The sequence below is a fragment of the Jatrophihabitans sp. genome (assembly GCF_046262535.1).
In the GTDB taxonomy this organism is placed as follows: Bacteria; Actinomycetota; Actinomycetes; order Mycobacteriales; family Jatrophihabitantaceae; genus Jatrophihabitans.
The window spans coordinates 1-17,739 of sequence record NZ_JBHEMO010000042.1 but is presented as its reverse complement, the minus strand read 5'-3'; the positions used below and the strand labels follow the sequence as shown (position 1 = coordinate 17,739).

At 70.8% G+C, this 17,739-nt stretch carries 16 protein-coding genes and 1 tRNA gene; 9 read left to right on the top strand and 8 right to left on the bottom strand.

Annotation, left to right across the window (positions count from 1 at the left end; translation table 11 throughout):
• On the top strand, window positions 1–2,286 hold a 2,286-nt coding region (locus ABR571_RS06915), incomplete at its 5' end, for an ATP-dependent Clp protease ATP-binding subunit (RefSeq protein WP_409452453.1).
• A gap of 103 nt (window positions 2,287–2,389) precedes the next feature.
• On the opposite strand, the gene ABR571_RS06910 is transcribed toward ABR571_RS06915, so the two are convergent.
• The gene (locus ABR571_RS06910) at window positions 2,390–3,268 is read right to left on the bottom strand and encodes an A/G-specific adenine glycosylase (protein WP_409452452.1); all 879 of its coding nucleotides are present in this window, start codon (window positions 3,266–3,268) and stop codon (window positions 2,390–2,392) included.
• 85 nt (window positions 3,269–3,353) lie between these two features.
• On the opposite strand from ABR571_RS06910, the gene ABR571_RS06905 reads away from it, so the two are divergent.
• Window positions 3,354–4,013, top strand: a complete 660-nt coding sequence (locus ABR571_RS06905) for a hypothetical protein (RefSeq protein ID WP_409452451.1) — start codon at window positions 3,354–3,356, stop codon at window positions 4,011–4,013.
• Window positions 4,014–4,032: 19 nt separating this feature from the next.
• Here ABR571_RS06905 and disA read toward each other — a convergent pair whose 3' ends face one another.
• From disA to ABR571_RS06890, 3 genes are all read right to left on the bottom strand, one after another.
• Window positions 4,033–5,112, bottom strand: coding sequence for a DNA integrity scanning diadenylate cyclase DisA (gene disA / locus ABR571_RS06900; RefSeq protein WP_409452450.1), 1,080 nt, complete (start codon window positions 5,110–5,112; stop codon window positions 4,033–4,035).
• Between the two features lie 80 nt (window positions 5,113–5,192).
• Window positions 5,193–6,596, bottom strand: a complete 1,404-nt coding sequence (gene radA / locus ABR571_RS06895) for a DNA repair protein RadA (RefSeq protein ID WP_409452449.1) — start codon at window positions 6,594–6,596, stop codon at window positions 5,193–5,195.
• Between the two features lie 82 nt (window positions 6,597–6,678).
• A complete protein-coding gene (locus ABR571_RS06890) occupies window positions 6,679–7,314 on the bottom strand; it encodes a hypothetical protein (RefSeq protein WP_409452448.1) in 636 nt (211 codons plus the stop codon).
• Window positions 7,315–7,570: 256 nt separating this feature from the next.
• Between ABR571_RS06890 and ABR571_RS06885 the strand changes: the two genes are divergently transcribed.
• Genes ABR571_RS06885 through ispF form a run of 4 tightly spaced genes read left to right on the top strand, consistent with a single transcriptional unit; the run spans window position 7,571 to window position 10,901 of the window.
• On the top strand, window positions 7,571–8,062 hold the full coding sequence (locus ABR571_RS06885) for a CarD family transcriptional regulator (protein ID WP_409452447.1): 492 nt from the start codon (window positions 7,571–7,573) through the stop codon (window positions 8,060–8,062).
• A gap of 24 nt (window positions 8,063–8,086) precedes the next feature.
• Complete coding sequence (gene ispD, locus ABR571_RS06880; protein ID WP_409452446.1) at window positions 8,087–8,791, top strand: 2-C-methyl-D-erythritol 4-phosphate cytidylyltransferase; 705 nt, start codon at window positions 8,087–8,089, stop codon at window positions 8,789–8,791.
• Window positions 8,788–10,431, top strand: coding sequence for a long-chain fatty acid--CoA ligase (locus ABR571_RS06875; protein WP_409452445.1), 1,644 nt, complete (start codon window positions 8,788–8,790; stop codon window positions 10,429–10,431). Before ispD ends, ABR571_RS06875 begins: the two co-directional genes overlap by 4 nt.
• Entirely contained in the window at window positions 10,428–10,901 is a 474-nt protein-coding gene (gene ispF, locus ABR571_RS06870) for a 2-C-methyl-D-erythritol 2,4-cyclodiphosphate synthase (RefSeq protein ID WP_409452444.1), read from the top strand. The genes ABR571_RS06875 and ispF overlap by 4 nt, the downstream gene beginning before the upstream one ends.
• 72 nt (window positions 10,902–10,973) lie before the next feature.
• On the opposite strand, the gene ABR571_RS06865 is transcribed toward ispF, so the two are convergent.
• Window positions 10,974–12,086 carry a trans-sulfuration enzyme family protein gene (locus ABR571_RS06865; RefSeq protein WP_409452443.1) on the bottom strand — a complete coding sequence of 371 codons (1,113 nt, stop codon included), beginning with the start codon at window positions 12,084–12,086 and terminating at the stop codon, window positions 10,974–10,976.
• Window positions 12,087–12,191: 105 nt separating this feature from the next.
• A complete protein-coding gene (locus ABR571_RS06860) occupies window positions 12,192–12,650 on the bottom strand; it encodes an SRPBCC family protein (RefSeq protein WP_409452442.1) in 459 nt (152 codons plus the stop codon).
• A 106-nt stretch (window positions 12,651–12,756) separates the two neighbouring features.
• On the opposite strand from ABR571_RS06860, the gene cysS reads away from it, so the two are divergent.
• Both cysS and rlmB read left to right on the top strand, forming a co-directional pair.
• Window positions 12,757–14,133, top strand: coding sequence for a cysteine--tRNA ligase (gene cysS / locus ABR571_RS06855; RefSeq protein WP_409452441.1), 1,377 nt, complete (start codon window positions 12,757–12,759; stop codon window positions 14,131–14,133).
• Window positions 14,133–15,080 (top strand): 23S rRNA (guanosine(2251)-2'-O)-methyltransferase RlmB, encoded by a 948-nt coding sequence (rlmB, locus tag ABR571_RS06850; RefSeq protein ID WP_409452440.1) that lies wholly within the window; start codon window positions 14,133–14,135, stop codon window positions 15,078–15,080. Before cysS ends, rlmB begins: the two co-directional genes overlap by 1 nt.
• A gap of 85 nt (window positions 15,081–15,165) precedes the next feature.
• Here rlmB and ABR571_RS06845 read toward each other — a convergent pair whose 3' ends face one another.
• On the bottom strand, window positions 15,166–16,812 hold the full coding sequence (locus tag ABR571_RS06845; protein ID WP_409452454.1) for a class I adenylate-forming enzyme family protein: 1,647 nt from the start codon (window positions 16,810–16,812) through the stop codon (window positions 15,166–15,168).
• A gap of 15 nt (window positions 16,813–16,827) precedes the next feature.
• Window positions 16,828–17,559, bottom strand: coding sequence for a lysophospholipid acyltransferase family protein (locus tag ABR571_RS06840; RefSeq protein WP_409452439.1), 732 nt, complete (start codon window positions 17,557–17,559; stop codon window positions 16,828–16,830).
• Between the two features lie 105 nt (window positions 17,560–17,664).
• On the opposite strand from ABR571_RS06840, the gene ABR571_RS06835 reads away from it, so the two are divergent.
• Window positions 17,665–17,738 (top strand) — tRNA-Thr (locus ABR571_RS06835).
• Window position 17,739 lies beyond the last annotated feature (1 nt).

Sequence of the window (17,739 nt, the reverse complement as noted above, 5' to 3'; positions counted from 1 at the left end):
CACATCCCGTTCACCCCGCGGGCCAAGAAGGTGCTCGAGCTGAGCCTGCGCGAGGCTCTGCAGCTCGGCCACAACTACATCGGCACGGAACACATCCTGCTCGGCTTGATCCGCGAGGGCGAGGGCGTCGCCGCCCAGGTACTGGTGAAGCTCGGCGCCGACCTGAACAAGGTCCGTCAGCAGGTCATCCAGCTGCTCAACGGCTACCAGAGCAAGGAGCCGGCGGGCGCGGCGTCGGAATCCGCCCCGTCCACGTCGCTGGTGCTCGACCAGTTCGGCCGCAACCTCACCCAGTCCGCCCGTGAGGGCAAGCTCGACCCGGTCATCGGGCGCGAGAAGGAGATCGAGCGCCTCATGCAGGTGCTCAGCCGCCGGACCAAGAACAACCCGGTCCTGATCGGCGAGCCCGGCGTGGGCAAGACCGCCGTCGTCGAGGGCCTGGCCCAGGCGATCGTCAAGGGCGAGGTGCCCGAGACGCTGAAGGACAAGCAGCTCTACACCCTCGACCTCGGCTCCCTGGTCGCCGGCTCGCGCTACCGCGGTGACTTCGAGGAGCGCCTGAAGAAGGTGCTCAAGGAGATCCGCACCCGCGGCGATATCATCATGTTCATCGACGAGATCCACACGCTCGTCGGTGCCGGTGCCGCGGAGGGCGCGATCGACGCCGCGTCCATCCTCAAGCCGATGCTGGCGCGTGGTGAGCTGCAGACGATCGGCGCGACCACTCTCGACGAGTACCGCAAGTACCTCGAGAAGGACGCCGCGCTCGAGCGCCGGTTCCAGCCGGTGCAGGTGGGCGAGCCGACCGTCGCGCACACCATCGAGATCCTCAAGGGCCTGCGCGACCGCTACGAGGCCCACCACCGGGTGTCGATCAGCGACGCCGCGCTGGTGGCCGCGGCCGGGCTCGCCGACCGCTACATCAGCGACCGGTTCCTGCCCGACAAGGCGATCGACCTCATCGACGAGGCCGGCGCGCGCATGCGCATCCGCCGGATGACCGCACCGCCGGATCTTCGCGAGTTCGACGAGCGCATTGCCGACGTCCGCCGCGAAAAGGAATCCTCGATCGACGCGCAGGACTTCGAGAAGGCGGCGGCGCTCCGCGACAAGGAGAAGACGCTGCTCGGCGAGAAGGCCAAGCGCGAGCAGGAGTGGAAGGCCGGCGACCTCGACGTCGTGGCCGAGGTCGACGACGAGCAGATCGCCGAGGCCCTCGCCACCTGGACGGGCATCCCCGTCTTCAAGCTCACCGAGGAAGAGACCGCGCGCCTGCTGCGCATGGAGGACGAGCTGCACAAGCGGGTCGTCGGCCAGGAGCAGGCGATCAGGGCGGTGTCGCAGGCCATCCGGCGAACCCGGGCCGGCCTGAAGGACCCGAAGCGTCCCGGTGGCTCGTTCATCTTCGCCGGCCCGTCCGGGGTCGGTAAGACGGAGCTGTCGAAGACGCTGGCGGAGTTCCTGTTCGGTGACGCCGACGCGCTGATCCAGATCGACATGTCCGAGTTCCACGACCGGTACACCGTGTCGCGGCTCGTCGGTGCGCCTCCCGGCTATGTCGGTTACGACGAGGGCGGTCAGCTCACCGAGAAGGTGCGGCGCAAGCCGTTCAGCGTGGTCCTGTTCGACGAGGTCGAGAAGGCCCACCCGGACGTCTTCAACACGCTGCTGCAGGTGCTGGAGGACGGCCGGCTGACCGACGGCCAGGGCCGGATCGTGGACTTCAAGAACACGGTGCTGATCCTGACCACCAACCTCGGCACCCGCGACGTCTCGAAGTCGATCTCGAACCTCGGCTTCTCGGCGACCAACGACGAGTCGACGCAGTACGACCGGATGAAGCAGAAGGTCAACGACGAGCTCAAGCAGCACTTCCGGCCCGAGTTCCTCAACCGCATCGACGACATCATCGTGTTCCACCAGCTGACCAAGGACGAGATCGTGCAGATCGTCGACCTGATGACGGCCCGGCTGGACACGCAGATGCGCAACAAGGACATGGGCATCGAGCTCACGACCAACGCCAAGGCCCTCCTCGCCAAGAAGGGGTACGACCCGGTGCTCGGCGCCCGGCCGCTGCGCCGGACCATCCAGCGCGAGATCGAGGACCCGTTGTCGGAGAAGATCCTGTTCGGCGAGCTCACGGCCGGCCAGATCGTCGTCATCGACACCGCGCCGGTCGACCCGTTGAAGAAGGACGGGGCGGAGACGTTCACCTTCCGGGGTGAGGCGAAGCCGTCGGCGCTCGCGCTCGACGAGCCGCCGGCCGGAGTCGCCGCCGACTAGACCGCCACCAGCCGGCACTTCGGCTTTGCACCTTTGAGCGCTGCAAATTTGGCCTCGCAGCGACCCTGAAAGGTGCAAAGCCGAGGCTTGGGAGGCGACCGGCTCAGGACGGGAGGGCGTAGCGGCCGTCGGGCAGCGGATCGACCAGGCCGTCGGCGACGAGGCTGTCCAGCGCGCGCTCGCGCTGGACCGGGTCGGCCCACACGGCGTCGAGCGCGATCTTGCCCACCGGCGTCGTCGCGCCCCGCAGGACGTCGAGCAGCCGGCCGCGCACCTGCCGGTCGGTGCCGGCGAAGGCCTGCGGGCGGACGGGCGGCCCGGCGTAGGGTGGCGAACCGGCCTGCACCCAGGCGCACCGGTCGGCCAGCGGGCACGCCGCGCAGCGCGGGGCCCGGGCGACGCAGACGAGCGCACCGAGTTCCATGAGTGCCACGCTCAATCGAGTGGCGACCGCGGGCTGCGCCGGCAGCAGGGCCTCGACGGCGGCGAGATCCCGGGCGGTCGCGGGCGGTCCGGCCTCGCCGCGGCCGGCCACCGCGCGGGCGACCACCCGGCGGACGTTCGTGTCCACCACGGGCACCCGCCGGCCGAACGCGAACGCCGCCACGGCCCGGGCGGTGTAGGCCCCGACGCCGGGCAGGGCGAGCAGCTCGTCGACGTCGGCCGGTACGGCGCCGGCGTGCCGGTCGCGCAGCTCCACGGCGCACGCGTGGAGCCGCAGCGCCCGGCGCGGATAACCCAGCCTTCCCCACCTGCGCACGGCTTCACCGGGCGACGCCGCGGCCAGCGCGGTGGGGGTCGGCCAGCGCGCCAGCCAGTCCGCGTACACCGGCAAGACCCGCGCCACCGGTGTCTGTTGCAGCATGAACTCGCTGACCAGCACCGCCCACGGACCGGCGTCGGCCGCTCGCCACGGCAGGTCCCGCGCGGCGTGCTCGTACCAGGCCAGAAGCGGCTCGGCCAGGGGTGGTGCTGAGGACATCAGCGGCATCCTCGCATGCGGTCGGAGCTGCGGTTCCGCGCGTCGGTGCAGCCGGGGAAACGGCAGACGCTAGCGTGAGCTGGACATGTTTCATCCTGTTGGATCCCAGCCGCCATCGGTGTACTGGCGGCGTCGGCTGCTGCTGCTCGGCTCCCTCGTGCTGGTCATCGTGCTCATCGCGCTGACCGTCCGGGCGATGCGCTCGGACGGTCATCCGGCCGCGGCCACCAAGGGCGGCTCGACCACTGCCAGCACCCAGGTCGACACGTCGACGTCGGCCAGCAGCACCGCTTCCGTCACGACCGGGAACAGCCCGTCGTCCACCGGATCGAGCGGGGCGTCCTCGTCCAATGCGGCCCAACCGTGCGCGACCAAGGACCTGTCGATCGTGGCGGTGGTCGGCAAACCGTCCTACCAGGTCGGTGACCAGCCGCTGCTCGAACTGCAGGTGACCAACGTCGGCCGCGCCCCCTGCGTCCAGGACCTCGCCGACAAGGCCGTCGAGCTGCGGGTCTACAACGGCGAGTCCCGCGTCTGGGGCAGCCACGACTGCCAGATCCAGCCCGGCACGGACAACAAGACGCTGGCCGTGCAGCGACCGGTACAGGTGGCGGTCACCTGGTCGGGGCTGACATCGCAGCCGAAGTGCGCGGGCACCCGGCAGCGGGTCGGAGCCGGCACCTACACCCTCTACGCCGTGCTGTCGGGCAAGACCGGCAAGGCCAAGCAGTTCACGATCAGCTGAAGCGGTCGATGATCGACGCTCAGCTGAACCGGTCGATGATCGACACTTCGGCGAGGCGGGAGATGCCCTCGCGGACGGCCCGCGCCCGGGTCTCACCCACGCCGTCGACGACCTGCAGGTCCTCGACCGACGCGGCCAGCAGTTTCTGCAGCCCGCCGAAGTGCTCGACGACCCGGTCGAGGATCGCGGCCGGGATACGCGGCACCCGGGCCAGCAGCCGGTAACCGCGCGGGCTCACCGCGCTCTCCTGGCCCTCCGGAGTGCCCGGCAGCCCCATTGCGCGCGCGACCTGGGTGAGGTCGAGCAGATCGACGGCCGACAGCTCGGCCATGTCGGCCAGCACCGCCGCCGGGGTGCGCGCCTTGCGGCCGGTGGGCACGTAGTCGCGCGCAATGAGCTCGCGGTCGGCGTCGACGCCGGCCATGAGCTCGTCCAGCTGCAGGGCCAGCAGGCGTCCGTCGGTGCCGAGCTCGACGACCTGGCCGGTGACCTCGTCGGCGATCCGGTGCACCATCTCGAGGCGCTGCGAGACGACGGCGGCGTCACGGACGGTGACGAGGTCCTCGATCTCCAGCGCCGACAGCGACTGCGACACCTCATCGAGGCGGGTCTTATACCGCTCGAGGGTGGCGATCGCCTGGTTGGCCCGCGACAGCAACTCGGTGCTGCTGGCCAGCACGTACCGTCCGTCGCCGATGTAGAGGCTGACGATGCGCATGGATTGCGACACCGAGATCACGGGGAAGCCGGTCTGCTGGGCGACGCGCTGTGCGGTGCGGTGCCGGGTCCCGGACTCCTCGGTCGGAATAGCCGGATCGGGCATCAGGTGGGTCGCCGCGCGGAGCACGCGCAGGCCGTCGGTCGACAGGACGACCGCGCCGTCCATCTTGCACAGTTCGCGCAGGCGGGTGGCCGAGAAGTCGACGTCGAGCGGGAAGCCGCCCGTGCACAAGCTGTCGACCACGCGGTCCCAGCCCAGGACGATCAGGCCGCCGGTGTTGCCACGCAGGATCCGCTCGAGCCCGTCGCGAAGCGCCGTGCCCGGCGCGACGGTGGCGAGGACGCTGCGCAACGTCTCGTCACGGTCGGTCGTAGCCATGCGGATTTCCTTTGCGCGCGTCGGTCAGGGGCTTGCTGGCGCCCAGTGTATGTAGCCACAGCGCTTTTCCGGGGATGCATTCAGCGGATGGAGCTCAGACCCGCCCTGCGCATGGCGGTTATCGCCTCGTCCAGATTCGCGACCTCGACCAGCGTGGCCGGCAGCTGGCGACCGTTGAGCCGAGCCCGGCTGCCCGACGGGACCAGCAGCCGGTGAAAGCCCAGCCGGGCCGCTTCGGCGGCCCGTTCGATGAGCATGGGGACGGGGCGGACGTCGCCGGACAGGGCCACCTCACCGATCGCGACGAGGTCGATGGGCACCGGCTGGCCCTGCGCGGCACTGATCACCGCGAGGCACACCGCCAGGTCGGTGCTGGGGTCGGACACCCGCATGCCGGCGACGGTCGCGAGGAAGACGTCCTTGTCGTAGAGGCGCAGCTTGGCCGCGCGCTCGCTCACCGCGATCAGCATCGCGCTGCGGGCCGAATCGAGACCGGAGACGCCGCGGCGCGGGTTCGGGTTGGTGGTCGGCGCGACGAGCGACTGGATCTCGGCGGTCAGGGCGCGATGGCCTTCCATCGTGACCGCGACGCAGGTGCCGGGCACCGGGGCGTCCCGCTGCTCGCGGAACAGCCCGCTCGGGTCGAGCACCTCTTGCATGCCCTGCTCGGTCTGCTCGAAGGCGGCCACCTCGAGCGACCCGAAGCGGTTCTTCACAGTCCGCAGCACCCGAAGCGACGTGTGCTTCTCGCCGTCGAGGCTCAGCGTGGTGTCGACGATGTGCTCGAGCGCTCGCGGCCCGGCGACGGTGGAGTCCTTGGTGACCTGGCCGACGAGCACCATGGGGATCCCGCGCGACTTGGCCACCCGGCTGAGGACCTGCGCGACCTCCATCGTCTGGGTGACGCCACCGGCGCGTCCCTCGATGTCACTGGACGCGATCGTCTGTACGGAGTCGATGATCACCAGCGCGATGTCCGGGCCGTGCGCGTGGATGTGCCCGATCACCGTGCCGAGGTCGGTGTCGTCGGCGATCAGCAGGTTGGGGCTGCCGGCGCCGATGCGCCGGGCCCGCACGGCGATCTGTTCGACGGACTCCTCGCCCGAGACGTACAGGACGACCGAGTCGGTGCGTTGCGCGACCGAATCGGCGACCGCCAGCAGCAGCGTGCTCTTGCCCGATCCCGGCGGCCCGCTGCACAGGCAGACCTGCCCGGCGACCAGCCCGCCGCCGAGGACCCGGTCGAACTCGCCGATGCCGGTCGTCATCCGTGGCACCGGACCGCCCGTCACGACGTCGGACACGCGACGGGCCGGACGGGTCGGCGCGCTGGCCTTCGCGGTCGACTTCAGGCCGGGCGTCGGGGGCGCCGGCGCCTCTTCGACGACGGTGGCGAATTCGCCGCACTGCGCGCAGCGCCCGAGCCAGCGCCCGGACGTCGCGCCGCAGGCCGAGCACCGGAAGACCGGCGAGTTCTTGGCCATGGTTCAGCCCGCCGGAGGCGAGGCTCGGTACGTCACCGGCCGACGGTATCCCCCTGGACCGACAGTTGTGCCCGACCGAGGGTCAGCCGGCGCCTTCGGACGAGGTCGGGGCAGGGATCACTGCGGTGCCAGGAGTGGCCGAAAGACCGACCGGGACCCGGACCGTGACGCTGCCGGCGCTGGCGAAGGTGAACGTCAGCACCAGCGTCGTGCCGGGGAACAGACGCTGCTTCAGGTGCATCAGCAGGAGTTCGCCCTTGGCGTCGGGCACACCCCAGGACACCCGGGCGCCCGGAGCGATCGCGACGGTGGTGCTCGGCGTCGGCTGGCTCGAGCCGCCTGGAGTCGGCGTCGTGCTCGTCTGGCCCGCCGCAGCGGCTACCGCGTCGGCGTCGGCGGTGCTCTGGAACGCGCCCCACGAGGCGAACGCCGAGGACGTGATGCCGGTCAGCTGGTCGGCCTTGGTGCCGGAATTGACGATCACCGCGGTGACCGGGACGTCGGCGCCGATGTCGTAGGAGGGCGTGCTGCCGGTCGGCGGTTGGATCAGCAGACCGCGGATCGCGATTGTGCCCGCGTCGGCTTGGGTGCCGGCCTCGACGGCCTTCTGGTTCGACGTCGCCGCCACCTGCCCGGCCGCGCAGCCGGACGTCACCAGCGCTACTGCGATGGCCACGCCGATGCCCAGACGACGCATCGGAACCGGCTCTGCAATCACGTCGACTCCTCGCGGACGGCGGGCGCAGCAGCGTCCCTGGCAGTGTTTCTTCACAGCCTAGCGAGCGGGTTGTGCGCCTCCCCGTCCGGCCTGGAAGGACGCTCGGACTGCGTGCGGCGCACGACGCCCGGACGGCCTCGGGGCAGCCGTATACGGCGGTCCGAGCCGCATTGCAAATCAACTCGCGGGCGGTCGAGACAGTGTGCTGCGTGTTACCCTGGAGGGAGCGCTCTACTCCCAAAGGGGTCTCTTTAACATGACTTTCAAGGTCGGCGAGACAGTCGTCTACCCGCACCACGGTGCCGCACTCATCGAAGCAATCGAAGAGCGACTTCTCAAAGGAGTGAAGAAGACCTACCTCCGCCTGAAGGTCGCCCAGGGTGACCTGACGGTCCTTGTCCCGGCCGAGAACGCCGAGGTTGTCGGCGTCCGAGACGTCGTCGGCCAAGAGGGTCTCGACAAGGTTTTCGAGGTCCTGCGGGCCCCGCACACCGAAGAGCCGACCAACTGGTCGCGGCGGTACAAGGCCAACGGCGAGAAGCTCGCCTCGGGCGACGTCAACAAGGTCGCCGAGGTCGTGCGCGACCTGTGGCGGCGTGACCGCGACCGCGGCCTGTCGGCCGGCGAGAAGCGCATGCTGGCCAAGGCCCGGCAGATCCTGATCAGCGAGCTCGCGCTCGCCGAGGGCACCAACGAGGACAAGGCCGAGGTCGTCCTCGACGAGGTGCTCGGCGAGGCCGTGGCGTAGAACTTCCGGAGATCTTCCGCGGCAATGGCGGCGAACAGTCCTTCGACTGTCGCCGCCATTCTCGTTGCGGCCGGGGCGGGGGAACGGCTCGGCGCCGGGAAGCCGAAGGCGTACGTCGAGGTGGGCGGCCGCACTCTTCTGCAGCACGCGATCGACCTGTTCAACGGGCATCCCCGCGTGGGTGACGTCATCGTCGTCCTTCCGCCGGGCGACACCGGGTCGTATACCGCTGTCACGCCGGTCCCCGGCGGCCCCACCCGGCAGGAGTCGGTCGCGGCCGGCCTGCGGCGCGTCGGCCGGGACGTCGACTTCGTCCTCGTCCATGACGCCGCTCGTCCGTTCGTCCCGGCGACGGTGATCGACGCCGTCTTGGCCGCCTTGGACGCCGGCGCGGACGCGGTCGTGCCGGTGGTGCCGATCCATGACACCGTGCGCCGGGTCGGCGGCGACGGCGCGCTCGCCGAGACCGTCGATCGTTGCACCCTGGTGGCCGTCCAGACGCCCCAGGCCTTCCGGCGCGAGGTGCTGGTCGCGGCGCACGAACAGGCGTCCGGTTCCGTGGCGACGGATGACGCCGGACTGGTCGAGGCGATGGGTGTCCCGGTCGTGTCCGTGCCCGGCGCAGAGGACAGCTTCAAGATCACCACCCCGCTCGACCTGGCCCGCGCCGAGACCGTCGCGCAGTTACGCTCGGCTCGCAGCCCGTCCGTACCCGGAGGTATCTCATGATCGCCAGCACGATGCAGGACGACTTCCAGCTAACGGTCACCGCCATGCTGGAACACGGCTCGCGCGTCTACGGCAGCAGCGAGGTGGTGACGTGGCAGGGCAACGGCGCCCGCCGGGCGACCTTCGCGCAAGTGGCGGTGAACGCGCAGCGGCTGGCGAACGCGCTGGCCGGGCTCGGCGTGGCCGCCGGCGACCGGGTCGCGACGCTGTGCTGGAACTCCCAGGAGCACCTCGAGACCTACTACGCGGTGCCGTGCATGGGCGCGGTGCTGCACACCCTGAACCTCCGGCTCCCGCCCGCCCAGCTCGCGCACATCATCAACCACGCCGAGGACAAGATCATCATCGTCGACGCCTCGCTGCTGCCGTTGCTGGCGGCGGTGGCGTCCCAGCTCAAGACGGTCGAGGCGTTCATCGTCATCGGCGAGGGCGACGCATCGGTCCTCGGCGGGGACGTCCCGGTGCACGACTACGCGACCCTGCTCGGCGAAGCGGCCGAGACGTACGAGTGGCCGGCGCTCGACGAGTCCGCGCCGGCGTCGATGTGCTACACGAGCGGCACCACCGGCGACCCGAAGGGCGTCGTCTACTCGCACCGCTCCATCTACCTGCACGCGCTCGCGACGCTCGCCGTCACCGCGACCGGCTCGAGCGAGGCCGACCGGGCCCTCGTGGTCGTCCCCATGTTCCACGTCAACGCATGGGGCTTCCCGTTCGCCGCCTTCCTGTCCGGCTCGACCCTGCTGATGCCCGGCCCGCACATGACCCCCGCTGCGCTGTGCGACATCACCGAAGCCGAGAAGGCGACCTTCATCTCCGCCGTGCCCACCCTGTGGGCCGGCATCCTGCAGGTCGGCGCGACCCGCGAGCTCGACCTGTCCTCGGTCCGGATGGGGACCTCGGGCGGAGCAGCGATCCCCCGCTCACTGATGGAGGCGTTCCAGCAGAAGTACGGGCTGCGCATCATCCAGGGCTGGGGCATGACCGAGACCTCGCCCGTGGGCGGCATGGCCCACCCGCCGGCCGGCGTCGAGCTCGGCACCGAGGAAGAGCTGGACTGGCGGATGAAGTCGGGCCGACTCATCGCCGGCGTCCAGATGCGCATCGTCAGCGACGACGGCGACGTGCTGCCGTGGGACGGCGAGGCAGTCGGCGAGATCGAGGTCCGCGGGCCGTGGATCACCGGCGGCTACCACCTCGATGCCGCGCCGGAGAAGTTCGACGACGGCTGGCTGCGCACCGGCGACATCGGCACCATCGACCCGCGCGGGTACTTCCAGATCACCGACCGCTCGAAGGACGTGATCAAGTCCGGCGGGGAGTGGATCTCGTCGGTCGAGCTGGAGAACCTCCTGGCGGCGTCTCCCGACGTCCTCGAGGCGGCGGTCATCGGCATCCCCGACGAGAAGTGGACCGAACGCCCGCTGGCCTGTGTGGTGCCGCGCGGCGACGTCGACCCGGCGTCGCTGGCCCAGTTCCTGAACGGCAAGGTGGCCAGCTGGCAGGTGCCCGAGAACTGGACGTTCATCGACGAGGTGCCCAAGACCAGCGTCGGCAAGTTCGACAAGAAGGTGCTGCGGTCCCGCTACGCCGACGGCGAGCTGCAGGTCGAGCACACCAAGGCGCCGGGCGGCAAGTGAGCGACGACCTCCGGACCGGGATCGGGGTGGACGTCCACCCGCTCGACCCCGGCCGGGACTGCTGGCTGGCCGGGCTGCTGTGGCCGGGCGACGACGGCTGCGCCGGGCATTCCGACGGTGACGTGGCCGCGCATGCCGCGTGCGACGCGCTCCTGTCGGCGGCCGGCATGGGTGACCTCGGAGCGGTCTTCGGCACCGACGACCCGCAGTGGGCCGGCGCCTCTGGCATCACCCTGCTGCGCGAGGTGGTGCGCGTGCTGAGCGCCTCCGGCTGGACGGTCGCCAACGTGGCAGTGCAGGTCATCGGCAACTCGCCGCGCATCGGGCCGCGCCGGGCCGAGGCCCAGGCGACGTTGGCAGCGGCGGTCGGCGCGCCCGTGTCCGTCGCGGCCACCACGACGGACGGACTGGGGCTGACCGGGCGAGGCGAAGGCCGCGCCGCCATAGCAACCGCGTTGCTGGTTCGCTGACCGACCTGGTTGCGCTTCCCACCTGGTGTGGTTGATTTTCGACGGGAAAATCAACCACACCAGGGGGTGACGTTATCCGAGCGCCTGCGCGAGATCGTTCCAGAGGTCCTCGACGTGCTCGATGCCGACTGAGAAGCGCAGCAGGTTCGGCGGCGTGCCGAAGGACGCGTCGATCTCGTGCCGCGCCCGCCGCTCGATCAGGGACTCGACGCCGCCCAGGCTGGTGGCGTGGGCGATGAAGCGCAGCGACTGGCAGACCTGCTCGGCGTCGTCGGCCGACCCGTCCACCTCGAACGCGATCATCGCGCCGAACCCGGCATGGTCGCGCGCGGCGATCGCGTGCTGCGGATGGGACGTCAGCCCCGGGTAACGCACGCGAGTCACGCGCGGATGCGCCTCCAGCCGCTCGGCGAGCACGCCGGCGTTGGCCTGCGCGCGCTCCATGCGCAGCGCGAGGGTCCGCAGGCCGCGCGTCGCGAGGTAGGCCTCAAGCGTGCCCGGCACCGCGCCGGACAGCGTCCTCCGGTCGTGCAACTCGCCGGCCAGGTCCAGGTCCCGCACGACCAGCACCCCGAGCAGGACGTCGGAGTGCCCGGACAAGTACTTCGTCGCCGAGTGCATGACGACGTCGGCGCCGAGCTCGAGCGGACGCACCACCAGCGGCGTCGAGAACGTCGCATCAACGCAAACCAGCGCCCCCACCTCGTGGGCGGCGGCGATGAGCGCCGGCAGGTCGGCCACCGCCATCAGCGGGTTGGTCACCGTCTCCAGCCAGAGCAGGTTCGCGCCGTCGAGGGCGGCGACGACGGCGGCGGTGTCGCCCGGGTCGACGGCCCGCACGCTCACCCGACCGGCGGCCTCGAGCTCGCCGAACAGCTCGACCACGCCGGCGTACCCGGCCCGCGGGATGACGGCGATCGCGCCGATCGGCAGGCGCCGGATCAGCGCGGACGCCGCACCCATGCCGCTGGCGAACGCGAGCGCCGTGCCGCCCTCGAGCGCCCCCACCGCGTCCTCGAACGCGGCCACAGTGGGCGACAGGTCGTGACGGGCGTAGCGGTTGTCGTCGTTCCCGTGCCGGTACGGCGCCACCGGAACGATCGGCGTGTTCAGCGGACCGCCGGGCTCGCGCGGGCGGCCGGCGGCGACGACGACGGATTCCGGGCGCAGTTTGTCCTCGAGCACCCGCGTCACGCTACGCGGGGACGACACCGGGCGAACCGGCCACATGCAAGGCAGCGGCGTGGATCGGGGAAGATCCACGCCGCCGGCTACCGGGCCCGGAGATGGTCAGCTGTCGCGCGGAACCTCGCCGCGCCACGCGCCGGTCTCCGAGCCGCGTCCCTCGATGAAGGTCTTGAACCGGTCGAGGTCGCCGGAGACCTGGTGGTCATCCATCCCGACCGCGGCGCCGGCCTTCTCGACGATGCCCTCGGGCTCCCAGTCGAGCTGAACGGTCACCCGAGTCTCGTCGTCGGCGAGCTTGTGGAAGGTGACCACGCCGGCGTGGGTCTTCCCGTCGATGCTCTTCCAAGCCACCCGCTCCTCCGGGTTCTGCTCGGTGACCTCGGCGTCGAACTCACGCGTCTGGCCGCCGACCGTCACCTTCCAGTGCAGGCGCCGGTCGTCGAGCTGGGTGATCTCGTCGACCCCGCCCATGAACTCGGGGAACGTCTCGAACTGGGTCCACTGGTTGTAGACCGTCGAGATCGGGACGTGCACGTCTATCGACTTGGTAACGCTGGCCATCGAACTTCTCCTCTGATTGCGGTCGTATGCCTATGGCCTACCCGGCACGTCCCGGGCCGAATCAGCGCAGAACTTGTTCACGCGCGCCGTCCGTAGGATGTGCGGCGTGAGCCTGCACCTCTACGACACCGCGACCCGGTCGGTGCGGGCCTTCGAGCCCCTCGAACCGGGCAAGGCGTCGATCTACCTCTGCGGGCTCACCGTCCAGGGACCGCCGCACATCGGGCACGTCCGCAACTGGATCAACATGGACATCCTGCGGCGCTGGCTGTCGTCCACCGGTTACGAGGTGACGTTCGTCCGCAACGTCACCGACATCGACGACAAGATCCTGATCAAGTCGGCCGACGCCGGCGAGCCGTGGTGGGCGCTGTCCTTTCGCAACGAGCGCGAGATCATCGCCGCCGAGCAGGCGCTGGGCTGCCGGCCGCCGAGCTACGAGCCGCGGGCCACCGGCCACGTCCCCGAGATGATCGAGCTGATGCAGCGCCTCATCGCCGGTGGCCACGCCTACGAGGCCGACGGTGACGTCTACTTCGACGTCCGGTCGTTCCCCTCCTACGGCGCGCTGTCGGGACAGAAGATCGACGAGATGCAGGCGGCCGGCGATTCGGTCGGTGACTCGCGCAAGCGCGACCCGCGCGACTTCGCGCTGTGGAAGGCGGCCAAGCCGGGCGAGCCGTCGTGGCCGACGCCGTGGGGACGGGGCCGCCCGGGGTGGCACCTCGAGTGCTCGGCCATGGCGACGAAGTACCTCGGGCCGACGTTCGACATCCACGGTGGCGGACTCGACCTCGTCTTCCCGCACCACGAGAACGAACTCGCCCAGTCCTCCGCGGCGGGCGACGGGTTCGCCCGCTACTGGATGCACAACGGCCTGGTCACCATGTCGGGCGAGAAGATGTCGAAGTCGCTCGGCAACACGCTGCAGGTGCGCGAAATCGTCAAGCAATGGCGGCCCGTCGAGGTGCGGTACTACCTGGGCGCCGCGCACTACCGGTCGGCGATCGATTTCTCGCCGGCCGCGCTCGACGACGCCGCCGCGGCCTACCGCCGGATCGAGAACTTCGTCGAGAAGGCATCGGCTGTGGTCGAGTCGCACGTCGGCGAGGTGCCGGACTCGTTCGGCCGGGCGATGGACGACGACCTCGGCGTCGCCGCCGCCCTCGGCGTCCTGCACGAGACCGTGCGAGCCGGCAACACCGCCCTGGCCGACGGCGCCAAGGAGACGGTGCGCGAGGCGCTCGGCCAGGTCGAGGCGATGACGCAGGTGCTCGGCATCCACCCGGCCGACTGGACCGACACCGCCGTCTCGGATCTCACGCCCGTGCTCGACGCGCTCGTTCAGGTGGCCCTGGCGCAGCGGGCCGCGGCGCGGGAACGCAAGGACTACGCCGCCTCCGACCTGATCCGCGACCAGCTCGCGGCCGCCGGCCTCGTCGTCGAGGACACCCCCGACGGACCCCGCTGGAGTCTGAAGTAATGGCCGGCAACTCGCAGCGCAAGGGCGCGATCCGCAAGTCGAAGAAGGGTCCGCAGGTCGGGTCCGGCGGGCAGGTCAAGCGCGCGCTCAAGGGCAAGGGACCGACGCCGCCGGCCGAGGTGCGCAAGGGACATCCGGCGGCACGCCGGGCGGCCGCCGCGGAGCGCCGTGGCGTCTCGTCCGGCCGATCGCCCCGCGACGCGCCGCAGGCCGAGCTGCTCGTCGGCCGCAATCCGGTGGCCGAGGCGCTGAAGGCGAAGGTGCCGGCCACCGCGCTGTACCTGGCGCAGGGGCTCGACAGCGACGAGCGGGTCACCGAGGCGGTCCGCATCGCGGGCAACCGCGGCATCGCGCTGCTCGAGGTGTCGCGCAACGAACTCGACCGGCGGACGGGCGGGATCCTGCATCAGGGCATCGCATTGCAGGTGCCGCCATTCGCGTACCACGCACTGCCCGACCTGCTCCGCCAGGCCGAGGAGAGCGGAACCCCGCCGCTGCTCGTCGCGCTCGACGGCGTCACCGACCCGCGCAACCTCGGCGCGGTGATCCGCTCGGCGCTGGCCTTCGGCGCGCACGGCGTGGTGATCCCGGAGCGGCGCTCGGCCGGGGTGACGGCCACGGCGTGGCGGACGTCTGCGGGTACGGCGGCGCGGCTGCCGGTGGCGCAGGTGACGAACCTGGTGCGGGCACTGAAGGACTGCCGCGACGCCGGGCTGTTCGTCGTGGGCCTCGACGCCGACGGCTCGACCTCGCTGGACGAGCTGGAGATGGCCACCGAGCCGCTCGTCGTTGTCGTCGGGTCGGAAGGGCGCGGGCTGTCGCGGCTGGTGGGCGAAAGCTGTGACCTCACCGTGTCGATCCCGATGTCGGCAGCCGCGGAATCGCTCAACGCGTCGGTCGCCGCGGCCGTGACGCTGGCCGAGATCTCCCGCCGCCGCCGCGCCTGACGTCGCTGCCGTCCCGTGTGTGGCGACCCAGCGGGGTGACACGCCGAGCGACTGCCCGCCGGGTCGCCACACCGGCCGCCTGTGGTCAGACCGAAAGGGTGCGGCGGACCACCTTCCCGGTCGCGGTACGGGTGAGCGGCTGGTCGGTCAGCCTCCAGAGCGAAGGCACTTTGTAGTAGGCCAGCCGCTCGGCGACGAACTGTCGCAGGTCGTCCTCGGCCACGCCGGCACACACCACCACGGCGGCGACCGCCTGACCGAGGTCGGCATCGTCAACCCCGAACACCGCGCACTCACGCACGGCGGGGTGCTCGTCCAGCACGGCCTCCACCTCGGCCGGGTACACGTTCTCCCCGCCGCGCAGGATCAGGTCGCTGCGCCGGGACGCCATGAACAGCCGCCCGTCCTGCAACCGGCCGAGATCCCCGGTGCGCAACCAACCGTCCTCGGTCAGTGCGACGGCGGTGGCGTCGGGATCCTCCTCCCAGTAGCCGAGCATCGTGTACTGGCTGCGCAGCCAGATTTCGCCGTCCTCGCCGTGGGCCAGCGGCGCTCCGCCCGCCGAGCGGATCGAGATCTCGACGCCGGGGATCGGTCGGCCAACCGTCGTGGGCTCCAGCGCGAGGTCCATCGGCGTCGCCACGGTGGCGGCGGTGCTCGCCTCGGTCAGGCCGTAGCTGTCGGCCAGTGCCGCCTCGACCGTGGGCACCGCCGCCCGCAACCGGTCCTTCAACGCCGGCGACGACGGCGCCGAGTTGATCGACAGCGCGGCGAGCGAGGACAGGTCGTAGCCGTCGAGCGATCCCTGCGACACGATGCGGTGCGCCATCGTGGGGACGATCGCCCAGTTCGTGATCGACTCGCGCTCGATCAGCCGCAGGACCCGGTCGACCTCGAACCGTCCGGCGTCGATGACGATCGTGTCCCCGGTCGCCAGACGCGGCAGCGCCAGGTTGTGCAGGCTCGCGATGTGGAACAGCGGCAGGCTCATCAGGTACCGCCGCGCGCCGGACCGGGCCGGGAACCCGAACGCCGCGGCCATCTGCGCAGCCATCGCGTCGGTGTAGCGGTGGTACTCGATCACGGCGAGCAGGTTGCGGTGTGAATGGACGGCGCCTTTGGGGTGGCCGGTCGTGCCGCTGGTGTACATGACAACGGCCGGTGAGTCCTGCTCGGGGAGGACGTCGCGCAACTCGACCGGACCGCGCGCGCCGACCAACAGCGGCACCTGGGCCATCCGCAAGACGGGCGCGTCCACGCTCTCGACCAACTCGGCGTGTTTGCCGTCGGCCACCACCACGGTCGGCCGCGCCCGGCCCAGCGAGTACTGCGCCTCGCGCGCCGTCCACCACGCGTTGCCGGCGACCACGACGGCGCCGAGGGAAACGGCCGCCCAGAACGCGACGACCCAGTCGGGCGAGTTCGCGGCCAGGATGGCAACCCGGTCGCCCGGCTGCACGCCGTGGTCGACGGCGAACACGTCGGCCAGTGCCGCAACGGCCGCCAGGTGCTCGGCGTAGGTCAGCCGCCGGTCGCCCTGGACGAGGTACTCCCGCTCGCCGTAGGACGCGGACTCCACCAGCCAGTCACGCAACCCCCGCCGGCGGTGGACGAAGCCGGGCAGCTGCATCCCGCGGACGTCCTCGGCCGCCAGCTGGAACTCCCCGTCCGGTCCGATGAGCCGCTCACGCAGCGCGGCGATCAGCGCAGCCGGGTCCGCATCGCTCACGATCGGGGAGCGTAGTGGTCAGCGCTTGTCGACGTAGGACTTCTCCGGGACGAAGAACTGGCTGGGCGCCGGCTCTCCGCGCAGCTCAGCGACCTCGGCCCGCACCGCGGCCATGATCTCGTCGGTGATCTCGCGCAGGATCGCGCCGGTCGGCTCCTTGCCGCGGAACCGGCTCATGTCCAGGGGTTCGCCGACGGACGCGAGGGACGGACGGCGGCGGCCGAACCGCTTCAGGCTGAACCCGCCCATCCGGTGCGGCCCCCACTGTCCGATGGGGACGATCGGGGTGTCGGGGGAGAGCAGAACCAGCCGGGCGATGCCGGTCTTGGCCTCCATCGGCCAGTTGTCCGGATCCTTGGTCGTCGTCCCCTCCGGATAGATGACGACGGCCTCGCCGCGCTCGAGCGCCGTCACGGCGTCGCGCAGCGACTGGGCCGCGTCGCTGGTGCCGCGGTAGACGGCGATCTGACCGGCGCCCTTCATCATCCCGCCGACGATCGGCCAGCCGAAGACACCGGCCTTGATCATGAAGCGGGGCACCCGCCCGGACTGCCAGACCAGGCGGGCCATCAAGACGGTGTCGATCTGTGACACGTGGTTGATCGCGATCAGCACGCCGCCCTGGTCCGGCGACGGGATCCGCTCGAGGTTGCGCCAGCGGATGCGGAACAGCAGCCCGTCGAGCGGGTACAGGATCGACACCCACGTGCGGATCCAGAATCCGGCCTTGGGCTTGTGCAGCCTCGACATGTATTTGGTCCTCCGGCTGGCTACGGTTGCGTAGGTAAGTCTGCCTGGTATTCGCGCCCGGAGGAAAAGAGGGTTCCACCTTCGCGCGGTAACCTCGACGGCGCTGCCGCCTTAGCTCAGTTGGCCAGAGCAATCGCCTTGTAAGCGATAGGTCGTCGGTTCGAACCCGACAGGCGGCTC

Bases quoted from the DNA above. Each gene is read 5' to 3' on its own strand.
- ABR571_RS06840 (WP_409452439.1), bottom strand. From the start codon at position 17,559: ATGTCGAGGCTGCACAAGCCCAAGGCCGGATTCTGGATCCGCACGTGG.
- ABR571_RS06860 (WP_409452442.1), bottom strand. From the start codon at position 12,650: ATGGCCAGCGTTACCAAGTCGATAGACGTGCACGTCCCGATCTCGACG.
- ABR571_RS06910 (WP_409452452.1), bottom strand. From the start codon at position 3,268: ATGTCCTCAGCACCACCCCTGGCCGAGCCGCTTCTGGCCTGGTACGAG.
- disA (WP_409452450.1), bottom strand. From the start codon at position 5,112: ATGGCTACGACCGACCGTGACGAGACGTTGCGCAGCGTCCTCGCCACC.
- rlmB (WP_409452440.1), top strand. From the start codon at position 14,133: ATGGCCGGCAACTCGCAGCGCAAGGGCGCGATCCGCAAGTCGAAGAAG.
- ABR571_RS06885 (WP_409452447.1), top strand. From the start codon at position 7,571: ATGACTTTCAAGGTCGGCGAGACAGTCGTCTACCCGCACCACGGTGCC.
- ABR571_RS06905 (WP_409452451.1), top strand. From the start codon at position 3,354: ATGTTTCATCCTGTTGGATCCCAGCCGCCATCGGTGTACTGGCGGCGT.
- ABR571_RS06875 (WP_409452445.1), top strand. From the start codon at position 8,788: ATGATCGCCAGCACGATGCAGGACGACTTCCAGCTAACGGTCACCGCC.
- ispD (WP_409452446.1), top strand. From the start codon at position 8,087: ATGGCGGCGAACAGTCCTTCGACTGTCGCCGCCATTCTCGTTGCGGCC.
- radA (WP_409452449.1), bottom strand. From the start codon at position 6,596: ATGGCCAAGAACTCGCCGGTCTTCCGGTGCTCGGCCTGCGGCGCGACG.